This window comes from Mucilaginibacter sp. OAE612 (genome assembly GCF_041806395.1).
GTDB classification, from domain to species: domain Bacteria; phylum Bacteroidota; class Bacteroidia; order Sphingobacteriales; family Sphingobacteriaceae; genus Mucilaginibacter; species Mucilaginibacter rubeus.
This window is the reverse complement of the sequence record NZ_JBGMUW010000001.1, coordinates 3,905,658-3,923,953: the sequence shown is the minus strand read 5'-3', so window position 1 is coordinate 3,923,953 and position 18,296 is coordinate 3,905,658. Positions and strand designations below refer to the sequence as shown.

Sequence of the window (18,296 nt, the reverse complement as noted above, 5' to 3'; positions counted from 1 at the left end):
GTTATGACTTTAAGTTTTTTAACGAGTCGGCTTTGCGGGCTTTCTTGCTTTTGCGGGGATGGAATCTCCTTGCCGAGTCGGTTTTTAGTTTAGTTTTTAAATTTTTCAATGAGTCGGCTTTGCGGGCTTCCGTGTTTTCATGAGGATGCATTTTTCTTGCCGAATCTATTTTAGTTTTAATATTTAAGTTTTTTAACGAATCGAGCTTACGCGTAGCCTTGCTCTGCTCTGTTTGCACTTTGGCAAGCGAATCGGTTTTACTTTTAATTTTTATATCCACCTGGTCATAAATGGCCAGCAGTTTATCGGGCTGCATGGCGTAGTACCGCATGCTGCGGTTAAAATGCGCGGTATCGGTATGCAGGCGCTGAAACATGGCAATGTATTTACCCGCGCCGTATTTATACAAACTATCGGGTATTTGCGTAGTATTATACAGGCTGCCGTCGATGATGTGCATTTCGGTTAACACCGCTGCCATAGCGTCGGGTTTGAGGACGTCGTTGGGAATACTTTTGCCATTGCAGGCACATAAAAAAAGTGCTGCAGAAAAAAACAAGGTTATATATTTATGCATTCAGTAATTTAGCGGCTGATTAATTAAGCAAATTTACGGATAAATGAGCATTGCAGATAACATCAGAAGCTTAAAAAAGGAAACGGAAGCAGATAAGGTAATATTATTGGCCGTATCAAAAACAAAACCTGCCAGCGATGTACAGGAAGCCTATGATGCCGGACAGCGCCTTTTTGGCGAAAACATAGTGCAAGAAATGGTTGAGAAGTATGAGCAACTGCCTAAAGATATCGAATGGCATTTGATTGGTCACCTGCAAACCAATAAGGTAAAGTATATAGCGCCTTTCGTAAGTATGATCCAGTCTGTTGATAGCCTGAAGCTTTTGCATGAGATCAACAAACATGCTGAAAAAGCCGGAAGGGTAATTGATTGCCTTTTGCAAATTTATATAGCCGACGAAGAAACCAAATACGGATTGGGCTTTGATGAAGCCATAGAATTGCTGCGCTCTGAAGAGTTTGCTGCGATGAAAAACATCCGCATCCGCGGATTGATGGGCATTGCTACAAACACCGATAACGAAAAGCAGATCAAGGAAGAATATTACGAGCTGAATACCTTTTTTGAAGGCATAAAATTGAGCTATTTCCGGAAAGAGGAAAGTTTTGATATCCTGTCGATGGGTATGTCGTCGGATTATAAACTGGCTATTGAGCAAGGCAGTAATATGGTAAGGCTGGGCAGCACGATATTCGGAGGTAGGGTGATCAAGCACTGGAAGAATAATTAATAAGCCCATCATGTCATTGCGAGCGCAGCGCGGCAATCGCACGAAGGCATAGCCGCCTTGTGTAGTATGCGATTGCTTCGTCATTCTTGCTATGGCCGTTGTTGGTGTTGTTACCAGCAACATGTTTTTTGCAATGAAATTTGAGTGTTCAATTTTTCAAAAACGGGTGTTCAACTTTTAAAGTTGCAAAAAGTTAAGTGGTTGATTGTCAGTTATTATGCGTTCATTGTTGCTTGAATGTGCAGCGGGTGGTAAATTAAATATCTGATTATCAATTAGTTTTGTTTTGAAGGTAACTATGAGTGTTCACACCTAAAAAAGTTGAACACCTGTTAAAATAAATATAAAATTGTTGGTGACAACACCAACAACTGCGAAGCGAAAAGATAAAAATGAATAATACAGAAAATAAAATTGAAAGTCAGCCCCCTCTTCAGGGGGCCGGGGCATTAATTATAAGGGAAGCTATTCAAACCGACTGTCCGCGCCTGATGGAGCTGGTGCATGAGCTTGCCCTCTATGAAAAAGCCCCGGACGAGGTTACCGTAACCTTGCAGCATTTTGAAGAAACCGGGTTTGGCCCTAACCCGGTATGGAAAGCTTTTGTGGCCGAAGTTGACGGCGTTGTGGTTGGTTTTGCCTTGTACTATGTTCGCTACTCTACCTGGAAAGGCTCCCGCATGTACCTGGAAGATCTCATTGTAACTGAAGATATGCGTGGCAAAAAGATCGGCAAACTACTTTTCGACAGGTTGATCCAGGAAGCTAAAGAAAGAGGTTTCAGCGGTATGGTTTGGCAGGTGCTCGACTGGAATGAACCGGCCATTAACTTTTACAATAAGTACGGCGCGAATATTGAGGCGGGCTGGTTAAATGCTTCGCTTTCAAAAGAGCAGTTGTTAAACTACTAATACTATACCTATGAAAAATCTGGGCCTGTTGTTTTTTATGGCGATGGGATTATCATCGTGTCAGTGGGGCGTTCCTAATAAAATCCCCGAAAAGTCATTTGATACCCTGCGTTATGCTTATAAAGTCATCAAAGCGCGGGCGGCAGATTGCGGCACTAAATCCGATAGCGCCTGTACGGTAGTGAAAATTAACTACCCAGTTTTTGACAGCGCCAAAACTTTAAATGATACCGTAACCCGTAAGCTTACATTGATGTTTGCTACGGATGGAAGGCCCGACACCAGCCTGGAGCTGATGAGCAAAAAGTTCCTGAAATCATATGATGATTTCAGGAAGACTAACGCGCGGTCGGGAATGTTTTTTACGCTGGATGATTCCGTTAAGGTAATCCACCAGGATTCGAGCTTAACAACGCTCGAAGTTCGGGGTTATTCATATACTGGCGGTGCTCATGGCAGCACATCTGTCGGCTTTATAAACTGGGATACCAAAGCCGGTAAAAACCTCAAACTTGATGATGTTCTGGTTGAAGGGTATCATGATAAATTAAATGCCGTTGCCGAGAAAATCTTCAGAAAGAATGAAAAATTAAGTGATACCGCATCTCTCACCACCAATTACTTTTTTAAGGATAACAAATTCGCGCTCAATACCAATTTTTCCATTACGCCACTCGGGATTAAATTTTTGTATAATCAGTATGACATTAAACCATACGCGGCCGGTATTACCGAACTGTTTATTCCTTACGCACAGATCAAATCATTAGTACAGCCGGGTTCGGTTGTAAGTCAATTCATTAAATAAATGCTTGTTTTTAAATTCGGAGGGGCATCAGTTAAAGATGCTGCGGGTGTTACCAACCTTGCTAATGTTGTAAAACAATATACTGATCAACAATTGCTCATCGTGGTATCGGCCATGGGCAAAACCACCAATGCGCTCGAAAAGCTTACCAAAGCCTACATGGAGCAAACCGATGATATGCACGGGATCTTTAACGAAATCAAAGAATATCACTACAACATTTTGAGCGGATTATTTGAACCGGGGCACCCTGTATTTGATGAAGTTGCCAATACCTTTGTGGAGATTGACTGGGCCATAGAGGATGAGCCACACGATAGCTATGATTTTGTATATGATCAGATCGTATCCATTGGCGAACTGGTGTCAACCCGGATTGTTAACGCCTACCTGAACCAGGTTGGCCTCAAAAGTAAATGGCTTGATGTACGCGGATATGTGCATACCGATAATACATACAGAGAAGGCGTAGTTGACTGGGATAAAACTAAAGAAAGCATCAATAAAGATCTCCCGGCTATGCTCGAAAAAGGTATTGTAATAACCCAGGGCTTTTTAGGCGGCACTTCTGAAAATTTTACAACTACACTTGGCCGTGAGGGCTCTGATTATACCGCATCCATATTTGCAGCCTGTTTAGAAGCAGAATCGGTAACTGCCTGGAAGGATGTACCCGGCATTCTGAATGCTGATCCGAGATACTTTAACGACACGGTAAAATTTGATGAGCTCTCCTATACCGAAGCCATTGAAATGACCTATTACGGGGCCAGTGTCATCCACCCGAAAACTATCAAACCCTTACAAAATGCTAAAATACCTCTGCTGGTAAAGCCGTTTACAGATCCATCCGCACCAGGTACGGTAATTAAAGAAGATGGACATAATCAGTTTACCAAACCGGTGATCATCCTGAAACAAAATCAGGTATTGCTGTCAGTATCAGGCAAGGATTACTCATTTATAACGGAAGATCATCTGAGCGATGTATTTCGCCTGTTTGCGCAAAACAATGTTAAGGTAAATGTGATGCAAACCTCAGCACTAAGTTTTTCGGTTTGCTTTGATTTAAACGAAGAACGTTTTGAAAAGTTGCTGAACGGCCTAAAACGAGACTTTAAAGTGAAGTATAATGATGGGTTAACGCTCATCACAGTACGCCATGATGGCGCTAATACCATCAAGAAATTAACCGAAGGCAAAACTATTTTGTTGGAACAAATTAGCAGGAATACGATTCAGGTGGTGGTTAAGTAAACAATTTAATATGGGTGAAGTTACGAAGGAAGTAGAAGAAGCGATAGCTACTCTAAAACTGGATAAAAACATCATTTCCAAAATTGATGCCCGATATAACGATATACTTTATTTTGATCTCCTTGCCCATTTTGTAAATGGTAAAGATCGGCGATGGTGGTGGGAAGCATTTAAATCATCGTTTAGCTTTAAAACATTTGACTATCCTCCTGACCGCTTTTCAGAGATTATTCCCGACCTCACCCGAAAGGTATGGCTAATGGTTGAAGATGATCAGGAAAAGTTTTATCCGATCTATGATGTTGACCCGAAATACATTTGCGGCATTTTAAATGAGTGTTTTGGGTTTGAATATTATATCATAGATAAAGATTACAAGTGGCTATTGTGTGAGAATCACCATGGTCGTCTTATTGGCGTCGGGGAGGTGTTAAAAAAGCACAATTTGTCTTTGTTAATTTAATACTCTAATTTGATAAGACTTAGGTAAATCAGCAAGGTCTCCTTCCATCGATGGGTATTTTTTGCAAGCCGTTTTAATTCTTTACTAAAACTTGCTATAGGTATAATATTAAAGCTCATCAAGTAATTCTCTTGCTGTCTTAAATTTTGTTTTTCCTTCCAGATGTAATTTGATCTCATGAAAAGCTCCTTCAAGATCAGCTTTAAATTTTTTCTTTAGAGAAGAATCTTTGGAATTGTCTGTATTTATAACCTTAACTTTTCCTCCCAGTTTTGAGATGACTTTCAAAATCATTTCAGTGTCTTTTTCTTTCAATTTCACTTCAGCGGTTATCATAAACAATTATTCAAATAAAGATAAGGAATTTGTATAAAACAAACTGGTTTGTTGAGCAACAACGATACTTAACTAAGTTCTTTTCCTAAAAAGGGTTTAGCTGAGTATTGTTTACGATTTCGGCTGCTCTGTTTTTGCCTATTCATCCTTATTATACCCGCTTTTAGCTCCAAAAAGCTATATTTGGGCATGAAGGCAATCAACACGATCAGGGATTCAGCAAATATCGGACTCGGGATTTTATCGGCAGCTTTTGGTCTTAAGGGATTTTTATTATCGAGCCACTTTATCGACGGAGGTGCTACCGGGGTATCCATGCTGATATCTGATATAACCTCCATCCCCATATCTGTTTTGATCTTTGTTATCAACGTGCCTTTTTTGTGGATCGGTTACCGGAAGCTTGGGCTTTGGTTTGCTATTAAAAGTACCGCCGCCATTGCTTTGCTTTCATTATGCCTTGCAGTTGTTCAGTTTCCGGATGTTACTCATGATAAATTGCTTACCGCGGTATTTGGCGGCGTGTTTATTGGTACCGGCAGCGGCCTGGCCATGCGTGGTGGAGCGGTGCTTGATGGTACTGAAATAGCCGCTGTACTGGTAAGTAAAAAGACTCAACTGCTAAAGGTAAGCGATTTTATTTTGCTGCTCAACGTCTTAATATTTGGGGTTGCGGCGTCGGTATTGGGTGTTGAACCGGCCATGTATTCAATATTAACCTATATGGCTGCCGCCAAAATGATCGACTTTTTGCTGAACGGTATCGAGCAATATTCGGGTATTACCGTAATCTCGACTAAAAGCGATGCGATACGGAGGGCGATAACAGTTACGCTTGGTCGGGGTGTTACTATCTACCAGGGTAAAAGCGGTTATGGAAAGGATGGTCATGTCAATGATCCCCGCGATATTGTGTTCACTGTCGCCACCCGTTTGGAAATTCCATCATTAAAACAAACTATTTTACGGATAGACCCCAAAGCCTTTATTGTACAGCAAAGTATTGACGACACAACAGGTGGGTTGTTGAAGCGCAAGAAACTACATTAAGAAGCTAAAAAAGAGCTTGGAGCATAAGGCTGAAAGCTCAAAGCAGTTTTGTATACGGGAAAATCGGGCTTTAGGCCTTAGGCTTTCCGCTTTAAGCTTACAAAACGCTTACCGGGTGCTTATGATCATCAATGGCAACAAACGTAAAAGTGCCGGTGATAGCTTTTTCGCGCACAAAAGAGTACATTTCTTCAATATAGATTTCAACCAAAACTTTTAGGCTGGTATTGCCGATATGGGATATACGGCCAACAAGTTCAATAATGGTACCTGCCGGGATAGGACGGTTAAAGTCGATCCTGTCGGATGATACGGTAACCATTTTTTTACGGGTGAAGCGGGTGGCCGTAATGAAAGCTACCTCATCCATCATGGCCATTGCCGAACCGCCAAAAAGCGTGTCATAATGATTGGTATCGCTTGGGAATACGGTTTTGAATATCCGTGATTCGGCTTCTTTAATTCGTTCTTCAGTAGTCATTGAGTTGAATTTTAACTCCCTCTCCAAAGGAGAGGGTTGGGATGAGGTTGATTATCTCAATTTACCCCATTTTAAATAAGTAGCGCCCCATGAAAACCCTGCGCCAAATGCTGTCAGGATTATGTTATCGTTCTCTTTAAAATCTTCTTTATAATCCCACAACGCCAGCGGGATAGTGGCGGCTGTGGTGTTACCATAACGGTCGATGTTGATCTTAACACGGCTTTCAGGCAGGCCCAAAGCATCACCTACGGCGTGGATAATGCGGTAATTGGCCTGGTGGGGGATTAGCCAGTTAATATCATCTATGGTAAGGTTGTTACGCTGCAGCACAGATGTGCAGCTTTCGGTCATGCCTTTAATGGCCGCTTTAAAAACTACGCGACCGTCCTGACGTATATAGTGCAGTTTACCATCGAGGGTTTCTTCTGATGCAGGGTTCATAGAGCCGCCGCCAGGTACATATAAATGTTCCCGCCCGTGACCATCAGTTTTAAATACACTGTCAATAACGCCCAGATCTTCAGAAGATGGTTCAAGCAATACCGCGCCGGCGCCATCGCCAAAGAGGATACAAGTGTTGCGGTCGGCATAGTTTACAATGGCGCTGTTTTGATCGGCACCGATAACTATTACTTTTTTATAACGGTTGCTTTCAACCAGGCTCGAGCCAAGGGTAAAGGCATAAAGGAAACCACTGCAGGCCGCATTAACGTCAGACGCCCAGGCATTGCTTAAACCGCATTTATCACAAACGATGCTGGCGGTAGAAATAAGCAGATAATCGGGTGTTGAAGTGGCTACAATAACACAGTCAATTTCAGAAGGATCAACTTGGGCATTTTCAAGTAAATTTTTTACCGCAAAGGCAGCCATGTCTGAAGTAGCGAGTGTTCTGTCGGCGAGGATTCTTCTTTCTTTGATCCCTGTACGTGAAACTATCCAGTCGCTGTTAGTTTCAACCATTTTTTCTAAATCACTGTTAGTTAAAATGTTGTCGGGAACATATCCACCTACACCGGTAATCACCGCACTGCTTTTTAATGCCATAAATATTATATACTCTCAAAAAAACATGCAAAGATAGAGAAATTTGACGGTTTAAAGCTGTCATGCAACTGTATGTTTATACAATCTCATCTTTTCGCACACCGATAATTTGCTGTTTATCGACACAAAAACGCATCTAACCGACACATGTTTTAACACTTATTGTACTGCTTTTACTTTTGAATCAACGATTTAGATTAAACTTAAAAGGAGAACAAACAATGGAAAGAAAGAACTTTTTAAAAAGCCTGGTAATTGGCGCAGTGTCATCGTCGGTATTGGTTGAGGCCTGCAAAAAAGATGCTGATACCGTCACAACTACTACCACTTCATCTTCCGGCAGTACCTCGGGTTCAACCGACACAGGCAGTTGCAGTGTTGCGCCTACCGAAACGGAAGGTCCATATCCAACACATTCGCCTGCTTCATATGTAAGGAGCGATATTACCGATGGCCGTACCGGGTATAAACTTACCGTGAAAATTACAATCAACAATAGCAATAATAGCTGTAGCGCGCTATCGTCAGCGTTGGTTGATATCTGGCATTGCGATGCGGAAGGCAATTATTCTGAATATGGCGGCAGCGGTACACAATCAACAAATTATACATCAGTTCATTTTTTACGTGGCAGGCAAACTACCGATTCAAATGGCCTGGTAACTTTTACATCTATATTTCCAGGGTGGTATACGGGCAGGGCTACACATATTCACGTTCATGTGTATAACTCATCGGGTACATCATTGAAAGTAACACAGATCGCTTTTCCGGAAGGTTCCGGCACGGCCCTGGCGGCTGTTAATGGTTATGCTAAAGGCATGAGCGGATATACGTATAACGCGAGTGATAATGTGTTTAGCGATGGATATACGCTTGAAACTGCTACTGTTACCGGTAGCACCACCGCCGGTTTTGTATTGGCTATCAGCTTAAGTGTACCTGCTTAAAAAACCATTTTGTTTTTTGAACCATCATATGCAAAAGCGCGTCATCATTCTATGTTATCGTAAAATCATCGATATCCGGTCGGCCAAGCAATGGGATAAGCTGGTTTTTGAAAGCACCTACCTGGAATTTAAAATGCAGGCCCAAAACTTTAGCCAGGGAACAGCCTATACTTCCTATGCCGAATTGTTAAGAAATGTGCCCAATGCCCAACGCTTAGCTGGTATGGTCACCCCATCGCTTACAGGTTACATTCAGCAGCTTGGCAGCATTATGCCCGATGTTTTAAACAATATTGGCAGGCGGTTCCTTACGTTCAGCAAGTTTCAGTTGGAGATCATCAATTCGGATATTAGTGATAAGGATAAACACCAGGTGGCTGTTAATTTTTATTCCGAACCATTGTTTTGGCATGATACCATAGATAATTACCTGCTCATATCCGCTCAACAGGCCGAAAATCAGTTAAATGTCGAAAATAATTGCATATCTACCAACCTTATGCAATTGCAGCCGTATATAAACATAACTTCATTGCAATATCACAATTAACATGGAAAAGATCTCACCGGGACAAATACATTTGGCCGACCAAAGAGGTTTCACGAAAACCGCAACCCTGCGGCGTTACAGTAGTTTCAATTATGATAACTATTTTAACGAGCATCGTAAACCCTTTGGCCGGTTGGAGGTATGGAATGATGAAATGCTGGCGGGCGGCAGTTCGATTGATGTCGCCGTCGAAAACTCCGGCTGGTTTGTTTTGATGCCGGTTACAGGTGAAGTGCTACTAAAAAGGGTAAACGGAGATATCCGCCTGATTGATGTTGGAGAGCTGTTTGTAGGTTATGCTGTTGCCGGTGAGCGTCTTGAATTAACTAATCTTTATAAAAGCGATTGGATCAATTACATTTATTTTCAGTTAAAAGATGATGAGGTTATAGATCTACCGCGCGACGCCGTTTTTAAATTTGATATTACCAACAGACAAAATGAACTGATCGACCTGGTCCCCACCAGCGGAATGCATCCGTTTCGATTGCATGCAGGGGTATTTGGCGGGAGGGCTGATGCGCTTTATCAACTTCAAAACAATAAATCGTTATTTTACGCATTTGTGCTTGCCGGGGCTTTTGAGCTGCAGGGCCGCCTGATGCACGAGCGTGACGGATTGGCGTTATGGCAGTTGGAAGAGGCTGACATGGAAGCGTTAAGCAATAACGCGGTGATTGCGATATTGGAAATATTAAAATAAATCGCCTGTTGTAGGGACGCATAATTGACACTTTTTGTAATATACAGCAGGCCCCTTACAAAAAGGGTACCTCATTAATTTAACGAGGTACCCGACTAATCAAGATGTTTCTCATTTAAATTGCCATACCGCCCGATGCTTCAATACGCTGGCCATTAACCCAACGCGCATCTTCAGTACAAAGGAAAGCTACAACGCCGCCAACGTCCTCCGCAACGCCTGGTCTGCCCAGTGCAGTTATGCTGCTTACCATTTTTTGTGTTTCTTCGCTGTTGCGCAAATGGCCGCCGCCAAAATCGGTCATGATGGCGCCGGGGGCAACCACATTGGCCCTGATACCTCTTCCGCCAAGTTCTTTAGCCAGGTAACGGGTGAAAATTTCTACCGCCCCCTTCATAGATGCATAGGCCGAAGAACGCGGAACCGATACCCGCGTCAACCCGGATGATACGTTGACAATCCCACCGCCATCGGCCATCAACGGGATCAGTTTTTGAGTTAAAAAGTATACACCTTTAAAGTGCACGTTCAACAAATCATCAAAGAATTCCTCGGTAACATCGCTGATGGCGCTGTAACCGCCTTGTCCCGCATTATTAATTAAAAAGTCGATATGATCGGTTCCAAATTTATCCGTCAAAACTTCACGCAGTTTTTCGGTAAATGCATCAAAGCTTTTAATTACTCCGGTATTGAGTTGCAATGCTGCTGCCTTTGCGCCGCTTTGTTCTGCAAGGTTAACTACCTTGGCTGCCTCCTCTGCATTGGTATTGTAGCTTATAATAACATCTATTCCTTTTTCGGCAAGTCTTAAGGCCATGTCCCGGCCTAAGCCACGGCTGCCGCCGGTTACCACGGCAATTTTATTTCTGTTTTCCATTTTCTTTTTTGTTTTGATACAAAAGTAAAACAGATGGGAGGGGAGTCGTTTTAATAAATCAATCCATTATTTACAAAATTCAAATAATGGTTAAAATATCGGCGCCTTTAATAATCGTACAACTGTGGTTTAAATCTTTTAGCCAGGTAGCCAGTAGCTTTTTCTAAATCGATATCAGCTATAATTACGCCAGTTGTGCCGTAAGCCTGGTAAACTAAACAGGTGCCATCCGGTGCTATAACTGAGCTTGCCGATTCGGGGTAAAGCGAACCATAATTGGAACTGGCAAAATAGATGGTGTTTTCCAGCGCCCGCATCATCATCGCCTTTTCGTAATAAGGGTTGGTCATGCTACCCCACTCGGTAAGCAGCACGCCTTCGGTATTACTGCCCGAAAAATGCGGGTGGAAAACGATGTGCGCGCCATTACGCGCCGCCCATCTTACCGATTCGGGATAACGGAACCCTTCGTGGCAAATGGTAACGCCAAATTTTAAGCCATTTACCTCGAAAATATTTCGTTGTGTGCCCGGCACCCAAATGGCGTCTTCCGATGGGTCTAATTGGTTTTTAGTTTGATATCCAAGTACCTTGCCGGTTTGGGATATCACATGTGCAATGTTTAAAAGCCCGTCTTCGCTGTACCAATCCATAGGCATAATTACCGCTATATTATTTTCGGCGGCAATCTTGCATACTTCATCCAGCGCCGATTGCAGTATCTCCGGCGATGTTGGCTCCGGATCGGCTATCATACCCGGATATCCAGGTATATATGATTCAGGGAAACAGATAACCTCTGCCTGTTGTGACGCTGCATCTTTAATCAGCTTTTCGGCTTGTTGCAGACCGTCATTAATTGATTTCGGAAAAGGCGGAGTAGCAATGGCTATTTTCATGCGGTGTTAATCTGTATGCTAAATTAAATGATTGCTTTTATCTGTGGTTAATATTTATCCCCTCATGTGTCACTTTTTTATTTCAACCCATACTTGGCCGATATTTATAAAATTATCATTGTACATTTGTTATGGAGATCCTTTCCAGACTCAATAAATCATCATTCACACTACTTAACGTTTACTACTATGATTGAAACTAAAGCGTATGCTGCGCAAGATGAAAATACACCGCTTGCCCCCTGGACTTTTGAGAGGCGCGAAGTGGGTGCTCATGACGTGCAGTTTGATATTTTGTACTGTGGCGTTTGCCACTCCGATTTACACCAGATCAAAAACGACTGGTTCCCCGGCATTTTTCCTATGGTGCCCGGACATGAAATTGTTGGCCGCGTAGTTAAAGTTGGCGAGCATGTAAAAGGTTTTAAAGTTGGCGACCTTGCCGCTACCGGCTGTTTGGTTGACTCATGTCGTACATGCGAAAACTGTAAACGCGACCTTGAGCAATATTGCCTCAATGGCAACTCCCAAACTTATAATGGCCTTGAACAGGATCATAAAACACCTACTTATGGTGGTTACTCAAACACCATTGTTGTTAATGAGGATTTTGTGCTGCACCTTAAGGAAGGCGTTGATCTGGCCGCCGTTGCCCCGTTGTTATGCGCCGGCATTACAACCTACTCGCCGCTAAGGCACTGGAAAGTTGGCAAAGGCCATAAGCTTGCCGTGCTTGGCTTAGGCGGCTTAGGCCACATGGCTGTTAAATTTGGTGTTGCCTTTGGTGCCGATGTTACCGTATTAAGTACATCGCCTAAGAAAGAAGAAGACGCTAAAAAATTAGGCGCTCACCATTTTGTGGTAACTACCGATCCAAAACAGGTTGAAGCAGCTAAAAACTCCTTCGATTTTATTTTGGATACCGTATCGGCCGAGCATGACTTTAACATGTACCTGTCGTTATTACGTACCGATGGTGTTCATATTTGTGTGGGCGTTCCGCCTAAACCAGCTCAGATTGCTGCCTTCAGCTTATTGGGCGGCCGTAAAAGCTTAGCGGGTTCAGGAATTGGCGGCATTAAAGAAACCCAGGAAATGCTTGATTTCTGTGCCGAAAATAACATTGTTTCGGATATTGAAATGATTGATATCAAAGATATTCACACCGCTTATGACCGTATGGAAAAAGGCGATGTGCGTTACAGGTTTGTAATTGATATGGCTACGTTGTAAAGTAATTTATAATTGATAACAGAAGACCGTGCGAGAGCATGGCCTTTTTACTATAGTCATATTTACACCCTTTAAAAGTCGCTTTAGCCCCCTGCATACGAAGGAGCACCGGTTTAATTTTGATATGAAAAATATAACCACTGATATTATGAGAAACTTAGTATTGTTTATGCACATTTCGCTCGACGGTATGGTTGCCCGCACTGATGGCGCTATGGACTGGATAAAAGTGAGCAATGAGCTGTTTGAGTATGCCAACGCCCGCACACAGGTAGCTGACACCGCCCTATATGGCCGTAAAACCTTTGAAATGATGGATGCCTACTGGCCAACAGCGGCCAATGGGCCAAACCCCTCAAAGCATACTATTGAACACGCAACATGGTATAATAATACACTTAAGTATGTGGTGTCTGAAAATGCTGCCGGGCAAAATACCGATAAGATTAAATTTATCAGTGATGATGTAAAGGCGCGGATTTCAGACCTCAAAAAGCAGGAAGGCGGCGAGATCATCATGTTCGGCAGCCCCGGCCTTGCCCGTTATTTGATGCAGGAAGGATTGATTGATGAATTTTGGCTGTTTGTAAACCCGATAGTGCTTGGTGCCGGTATTCCGCTGTTTCCTAATACCGAGATAAAGCTCAAACTGGCAAAAAGCACCACTTTTGCCGATGGTGTTCTCGGGGTGCATTATATAAAAGAGTAGTATTTTGCAGGGAGATATCTTACCGTTATAAAAAAATCTGCAACCTGAGGCAACGCCTTTGCTAAAATGGTAGTAATCATTATGTACACAAACATATTACTACATGAAATTACTATCAAAGTTAACAGCAGCGGCCCTTGTGACAGGAGCACTGTTTTTTTCAAATACGGTAAAAGCGCAAACTACTCCTGCAAATGCGTTCCGTTTAGGTTTAGGAATTGAAACCGGCTTACCTACAGGTGTAGCAAAAATTGGCACTACTTTTACCTTAGGTGGTACAGCCCGTTTGCAATATGGTATAAGCAATAGTTTTGCGCTTACTTATACTATGGGCGGGTATCATTTTTTTCAGAAAGAAAATCCTGCTACGGGTAAACGCTATCCGAGCTATGGCGAAATCCCTATTAAATTCGGTTTCAAAGAGTTTTTTGTACCAAGTGTATATGTTGCCGGCGAAGCTGGTATCGCTTACGAAAAACTGGAAGAAGGCTGGGGCCCGCACAGGCTTGATCTTTCGCCTGGTATAGGCTGGGCCAATAAAACCTGGGATGTAAGTGTACGCTATGAAAACTTTTCGGGCGCTAACCAGGATCATTTTGGTATGGTTGGCCTGCGCTTAGCTTACGGATTTGCTTTATAATTTCGCACTTAATGTAACTATTAACTAACAGGCCCCGACTCACCCGGGCACGTTAGGTTGGCTGACCCTCTTTCGGTTATTACCGGAGGAGGGTTTTTGTTTATTTTCGGGTTGACAGCTAATTATTTTATCCTGATTTTAGGAACGAGAAACCTAACCCGTTTTTTTTACTAAATATCACAAGTTTTGCAGCTAACAGAAGATCAGATATACGCTCTCGCACCTGATGAAGCTTCAAAAAAAGCAGGTCGTGATTTGGCTAACCCGGCCAAATGGGGAAGTAAAGGGATTAGTGAAGAAGCCCTTTGGGGCGAATGCCAGGGCAGCGGCAGCAAACCTTACCAAACCCAGGTTGATCTTGGCGCTATCGCCTTTAAATGTTCATGCCCCAGTCGTAAATTTCCATGTAAGCATGGCTTAGGCTTAATGCTTTTATGTGAGAGGGAACCAGGCTTATTTGCCAAATCAACAATGCCTGCCTGGGTAAGCGACTGGATAAACAAACGAGCCGAAAAAGAAGAAAAAAAAGTTGAAAAGGCGGCCGAAAAATCTGTAGATGAAAACGCTCAGGCTAAACGTGTACAGGCACGTGAACAAAAAGTAAGCGCAGGGATAGCCGAGCTAATGGTTTGGATCAAGGATATTGTACGCGGCGGAATTTTAACCATCCCCGAAAAAGCGCCGGCTTACTGGGATAATATGGCCCGCCGTATGGTTGATGCCCAGGCATCGGGATTGGCTGGTATGGTGAGGAACCTTGGCGCTACCAACTTTTGGAACGACGGCTGGCAAAGTGGCTTTATAGATAAATTACTCCAATTATATTTAATTGCAGAGGGGTACAATAACATTCAAAATATTGACCCGGATTTGCAGCAGGATTTACGCACTGTCATAGGTTTCACCACCAACCAGGAAGAGCTGCGGGCGCAAACAGGTGTAAGTGATACCTGGCTTGTTATTGGAAAGGAAAGCCGCGATGAGCAGCAACTGACCATTGAGCAAAACTGGCTTTACGGTTTAAAAACCAACAGTTATGCGCTGGTGCTGCAATTTACGGTTAAAGGGCAATTCCCGCCGCTTAACTTTTCGCCGGGGATGTACCTGGATGCTACCCTGGTGTATTTCCCGTCGGCCCTGCCGTATCGTGCTATCGTTAAGGATTATAATATCATAAGGCAAATCGATAACGTTAACATAAAAACATTTGCAGGCTGGCAGCAAGTTGCCGGTTATGAAACTATACTAAACAGCCGTTTGCCATTTCGTAGTGAAATGCCCCTTGTTATAGCGTCGCTAACACCGGTTTTCTACCAAAAGCAATGGTGGCTACAGGATAGCGAAGGCTGCCTCTGCAAAATATCAGCAAGTTATACCAACATCTGGCAACTGATTGCCATAAGCGGAGGCGACCCGGTAAATATGGCCGTCATCGGTAGAGAAAATGAATATCGCCCGATTGGCGTTTGGCATCAAAATAATTACAAAAGTATCTGATGAAGGCCTGGGAAAGTATCATAAACACCGCAATGCTGGGTACTGATAAACCTACACCTGCTATTGCTGATTTGCCGGAAGAAGTAGCCCTGATCGCTAATGCGATAGAGGCTTCAGCAGGCTTAGATAAAGAAGAACGCTACCTGCAAAAAGCTGCTGTGATCTACAATTACAGGCAATCGGGTTTTATACCATTTCAAAAAAATGATCTGCCGGCTAATAAAGCGCTTGCAGAAACAAAACCGTACTGTTCACCCGAAGCTGCCGGGATTTTGAACGCCATATTGGGCGAGGAGAACGATCAATTACTACAATTGTGGTTAATGCAATGTTGTAAATCAGGGCAATTACTAATGCCTGATGTGTTGCCGGTCGTATTTGAAAAAGCACAAAAGGAGATGGTATTGCGCAAAGCTGTTATTGAATGCAGCGGTAACAGGGGAGTTTGGCTTAGTAAAATGAACCCTGCGTGGAACTGGTTTACTACTATAGCCGATGAGGAACTATGGCAAATGGGTACGTCGGCCCAGCGTTCAGAAATATTGAAAAGCTTAAGACTGAATGAGCCCGCCAAAGCTTTAGAATGGCTGCAGCAAACGTGGGAGCAGGAGAATGCAGCCGGTAAATTGGAATTGCTTAAAGCCATGAAAGTGAATAGTAATGCTAATGACCTGCCATGGTTGGAGGGCTTGCTCAACGAAAAAGGGCAAAAGGTTAAAGATGAAGCTTTGGCCCTGCTCAAAAGTATTTCTGGTTCGTCGGTTGTTAAACAGTATCAGCAGTTGCTGCGTGAATCTGTATCGCTAAAAAAAGAAAAGGCCTTATTAGGTTTAACTACTAAAACTTCCATCCAAATAAAACTTCCCGCCGTAGTTGACGAAAGCATCTACAAATCGGGCATCGAAAAATTATCGGGGCCTAAAAGTACGGTAACTGACGAAAACTATGTTATTTATCAGCTCATCAGCAGCGTGCCGCCGGCGTTTTGGGAAGATCAGTTTGAAGCAACGCCCATTCAGATAGTTGAATATTTTGAAAAATATGCACCTGCTATGGTACCGGCTTTGGCCAATGCGGTAGCAAAGTTTGGGCAAAAGAATTGGGTGCCGTTTTTTCTCGGGCAAAGTATGTTCTACCCGGATTTTGTTGAAATGCTAAGCGGCAGAGAACAGGAAAAATACCTGCTGAAAGCCTTGGGCAATGATCCGCAAAATACAATTGCTCAGGCCATCCGCATTAGTGATGAATGGGGCACCGAGTTTGCGGTTTCGGCCTTGCTAAAAATGGCTAACTGGCCTTACGAATATAATCGTGGTTTTTTTACCCGGCATATCAGCCTGATCCCTGTCGGGGCTTTGAAACATGTCGAAAACATAACATCGCAGCAGGTTAACCTCCAGCCAACCTGGGACAAAACCCGCAATCACTTAATTAATTTACTCAACTTAAAACAGCAAACGCTTAAAGCCTTTAACGCATAAAAACTTTAACATGTCACAGATATTACGTCAGCATGCAGAGCAATTATTTGCACACGAACTGGAAGAATTGAAAAAGCAGGACGGTGATAAGCGTCCGGCCAACTGGATACTTTCTCCTCAATCAGTAGTAACCTACCTGGTTGGCGGGAAGCTGAAGAATGGCTTTGAGGTTTCGCCAAAATATATTGGCAACCGCCGCTTAATGGAAATAGCGGTAGCTACGCTCACAACAGATCGTGCCCTGCTATTATACGGTTTGCCCGGTACAGCAAAAAGCTGGGTGAGTGAGCATTTGGCAGCGGCTGTAAGCGGCGATTCAACCATGATTATCCAGGGAACAGCCGGTACAAGTGAAGAGGCTATCCGCTATGGCTGGAACTATGCCCGCCTGATAGCACAAGGCCCATCGCCAGATGCGCTGGTAGAAACGCCTGTAATGCGCGGGATGAAAGATGGTAAAATAGTTCGTTTAGAAGAGCTTACCCGTATTGGCGCCGACGTGCAGGATACACTGATCACCATTCTTTCTGAAAAAACACTGCCCGTACCTGAGCTCAATATCGAAGTGCAGGCTGTTAAAGGTTTTAATATCATAGCCACAGCCAATAATCGTGATAAAGGTGTAAATGAATTATCAAGCGCGTTAAAGCGCCGTTTCAATACCGTTATCCTTCCCTTGCCTGATTCGGTGGAAGAGGAGATAGACATCGTACGCCGCCGGGTTGAAAGCTTTGAAAAAGTAATGGAACTGCCGGCCGAACCGCCGGCATTGCAGGAGATCCGCCGGATAGTGACCATCTTCCGTGAACTTCGTGCAGGCGTTACGCTTGATGGCAAAACCAAGATCAAAGTGCCGTCAGGTACCTTAAGTACTGCCGAAGCTATCTCCGTTGTGAACAGCGGTTTATCAATGGCTGCTTATTTTGGCGATGGACAATTGAAGGCAGCAGATCTTGCCGCGGGCATCATCGGTTCGGTAATTAAAGACCCGGTGCAGGATAAACTGGTTTGGCAGGAATACCTGGAAACTGTAGTAAAACCACGTACCGATTGGGCCGACATTTACCGTGCCTGCCGCGATCTGTAAT

The 18,296-nt window shown here is 43.4% G+C and carries 21 protein-coding genes; 15 read left to right on the top strand and 6 right to left on the bottom strand.

Annotated features, from left to right (window positions below; translation table 11 throughout):
* Nucleotide 1: 1 nt before the first annotated feature.
* A complete protein-coding gene (locus ABID99_RS16255; protein ID WP_090523992.1) occupies nt 2–577 on the bottom strand; it encodes a DUF4296 domain-containing protein in 576 nt (191 codons plus the stop codon).
* 43 nt (nt 578–620) lie between these two features.
* Between ABID99_RS16255 and ABID99_RS16250 the strand changes: the two genes are divergently transcribed.
* The 5 genes from ABID99_RS16250 to ABID99_RS16230 all read left to right on the top strand — a co-directional run bounded on the left by ABID99_RS16250 (nt 621) and on the right by ABID99_RS16230 (nt 4,749).
* Complete coding sequence (locus ABID99_RS16250; protein WP_090523995.1) at nt 621–1,310, top strand: YggS family pyridoxal phosphate-dependent enzyme; 690 nt, start codon at nt 621–623, stop codon at nt 1,308–1,310.
* A gap of 392 nt (nt 1,311–1,702) precedes the next feature.
* Nucleotides 1,703–2,221, top strand: coding sequence for a GNAT family N-acetyltransferase (locus ABID99_RS16245; protein ID WP_090523998.1), 519 nt, complete (start codon nt 1,703–1,705; stop codon nt 2,219–2,221).
* Between the two features lie 10 nt (nt 2,222–2,231).
* Entirely contained in the window at nt 2,232–3,029 is a 798-nt protein-coding gene (locus ABID99_RS16240) for a DUF3298 domain-containing protein (RefSeq protein ID WP_373614363.1), read from the top strand.
* Entirely contained in the window at nt 3,030–4,286 is a 1,257-nt protein-coding gene (locus ABID99_RS16235) for an aspartate kinase (RefSeq protein ID WP_373614362.1), read from the top strand. It begins immediately after the preceding gene.
* 10 nt (nt 4,287–4,296) lie between these two features.
* Nucleotides 4,297–4,749 carry a DUF6756 family protein gene (locus ABID99_RS16230; RefSeq protein WP_373614361.1) on the top strand — a complete coding sequence of 151 codons (453 nt, stop codon included), beginning with the start codon at nt 4,297–4,299 and terminating at the stop codon, nt 4,747–4,749.
* Nucleotides 4,750–4,857: 108 nt separating this feature from the next.
* On the opposite strand, the gene ABID99_RS16225 is transcribed toward ABID99_RS16230, so the two are convergent.
* Nucleotides 4,858–5,085, bottom strand: a complete 228-nt coding sequence (locus tag ABID99_RS16225) for a hypothetical protein (protein WP_373614360.1) — start codon at nt 5,083–5,085, stop codon at nt 4,858–4,860.
* Between the two features lie 189 nt (nt 5,086–5,274).
* Between ABID99_RS16225 and ABID99_RS16220 the strand changes: the two genes are divergently transcribed.
* Nucleotides 5,275–6,135 (top strand): YitT family protein, encoded by an 861-nt coding sequence (locus ABID99_RS16220; RefSeq protein WP_188833151.1) that lies wholly within the window; start codon nt 5,275–5,277, stop codon nt 6,133–6,135.
* 97 nt (nt 6,136–6,232) lie between these two features.
* On the opposite strand, the gene ABID99_RS16215 is transcribed toward ABID99_RS16220, so the two are convergent.
* Nucleotides 6,233–6,616, bottom strand: coding sequence for an acyl-CoA thioesterase (locus ABID99_RS16215; RefSeq protein WP_090524011.1), 384 nt, complete (start codon nt 6,614–6,616; stop codon nt 6,233–6,235).
* 51 nt (nt 6,617–6,667) lie between these two features.
* On the bottom strand, nt 6,668–7,666 hold the full coding sequence (locus ABID99_RS16210; RefSeq protein ID WP_176623466.1) for a beta-ketoacyl-ACP synthase III: 999 nt from the start codon (nt 7,664–7,666) through the stop codon (nt 6,668–6,670).
* A gap of 221 nt (nt 7,667–7,887) precedes the next feature.
* Here ABID99_RS16210 and ABID99_RS16205 point away from each other — a divergent pair, with 221 nt between their 5' ends.
* From ABID99_RS16205 to ABID99_RS16195, 3 genes are read left to right on the top strand one after another with little or no spacing between them, the layout of a single operon-like run.
* Complete coding sequence (locus ABID99_RS16205) at nt 7,888–8,616, top strand: intradiol ring-cleavage dioxygenase (RefSeq protein ID WP_176623468.1); 729 nt, start codon at nt 7,888–7,890, stop codon at nt 8,614–8,616.
* 28 nt (nt 8,617–8,644) lie between these two features.
* Complete coding sequence (locus ABID99_RS16200) at nt 8,645–9,166, top strand: hypothetical protein (protein WP_373614359.1); 522 nt, start codon at nt 8,645–8,647, stop codon at nt 9,164–9,166.
* A gap of 1 nt (nt 9,167) precedes the next feature.
* Complete coding sequence (locus ABID99_RS16195; RefSeq protein ID WP_373614358.1) at nt 9,168–9,869, top strand: hypothetical protein; 702 nt, start codon at nt 9,168–9,170, stop codon at nt 9,867–9,869.
* A gap of 115 nt (nt 9,870–9,984) precedes the next feature.
* Here the strand turns inward: ABID99_RS16195 and ABID99_RS16190 are convergent, their stop codons facing one another.
* Nucleotides 9,985–10,749, bottom strand: a complete 765-nt coding sequence (locus ABID99_RS16190) for an SDR family NAD(P)-dependent oxidoreductase (protein WP_373614357.1) — start codon at nt 10,747–10,749, stop codon at nt 9,985–9,987.
* A 107-nt stretch (nt 10,750–10,856) separates the two neighbouring features.
* A complete protein-coding gene (locus tag ABID99_RS16185) occupies nt 10,857–11,648 on the bottom strand; it encodes a carbon-nitrogen hydrolase family protein (RefSeq protein WP_176623475.1) in 792 nt (263 codons plus the stop codon).
* A 189-nt stretch (nt 11,649–11,837) separates the two neighbouring features.
* Here ABID99_RS16185 and ABID99_RS16180 point away from each other — a divergent pair, with 189 nt between their 5' ends.
* The 6 genes from ABID99_RS16180 (at nt 11,838) to ABID99_RS16155 (ending at nt 18,295) form a co-directional block, all read left to right on the top strand.
* Nucleotides 11,838–12,881 carry an NAD(P)-dependent alcohol dehydrogenase gene (locus ABID99_RS16180; protein WP_090524030.1) on the top strand — a complete coding sequence of 348 codons (1,044 nt, stop codon included), beginning with the start codon at nt 11,838–11,840 and terminating at the stop codon, nt 12,879–12,881.
* Nucleotides 12,882–13,029: 148 nt separating this feature from the next.
* Complete coding sequence (locus tag ABID99_RS16175; RefSeq protein ID WP_373614356.1) at nt 13,030–13,590, top strand: dihydrofolate reductase family protein; 561 nt, start codon at nt 13,030–13,032, stop codon at nt 13,588–13,590.
* Between the two features lie 103 nt (nt 13,591–13,693).
* Nucleotides 13,694–14,230 (top strand): hypothetical protein, encoded by a 537-nt coding sequence (locus ABID99_RS16170; RefSeq protein WP_176623479.1) that lies wholly within the window; start codon nt 13,694–13,696, stop codon nt 14,228–14,230.
* A 186-nt stretch (nt 14,231–14,416) separates the two neighbouring features.
* Nucleotides 14,417–15,727 carry an SWIM zinc finger domain-containing protein gene (locus tag ABID99_RS16165; RefSeq protein ID WP_373614355.1) on the top strand — a complete coding sequence of 437 codons (1,311 nt, stop codon included), beginning with the start codon at nt 14,417–14,419 and terminating at the stop codon, nt 15,725–15,727.
* The gene (locus ABID99_RS16160; protein WP_373614354.1) at nt 15,727–17,208 is read left to right on the top strand and encodes a DUF5691 domain-containing protein; all 1,482 of its coding nucleotides are present in this window, start codon (nt 15,727–15,729) and stop codon (nt 17,206–17,208) included. The genes ABID99_RS16165 and ABID99_RS16160 overlap by 1 nt, the downstream gene beginning before the upstream one ends.
* A 10-nt stretch (nt 17,209–17,218) precedes the next feature.
* A complete protein-coding gene (locus tag ABID99_RS16155) occupies nt 17,219–18,295 on the top strand; it encodes an AAA family ATPase (RefSeq protein WP_354481509.1) in 1,077 nt (358 codons plus the stop codon).
* The last annotated feature ends 1 nt before the right edge of the window (nt 18,296 follow it).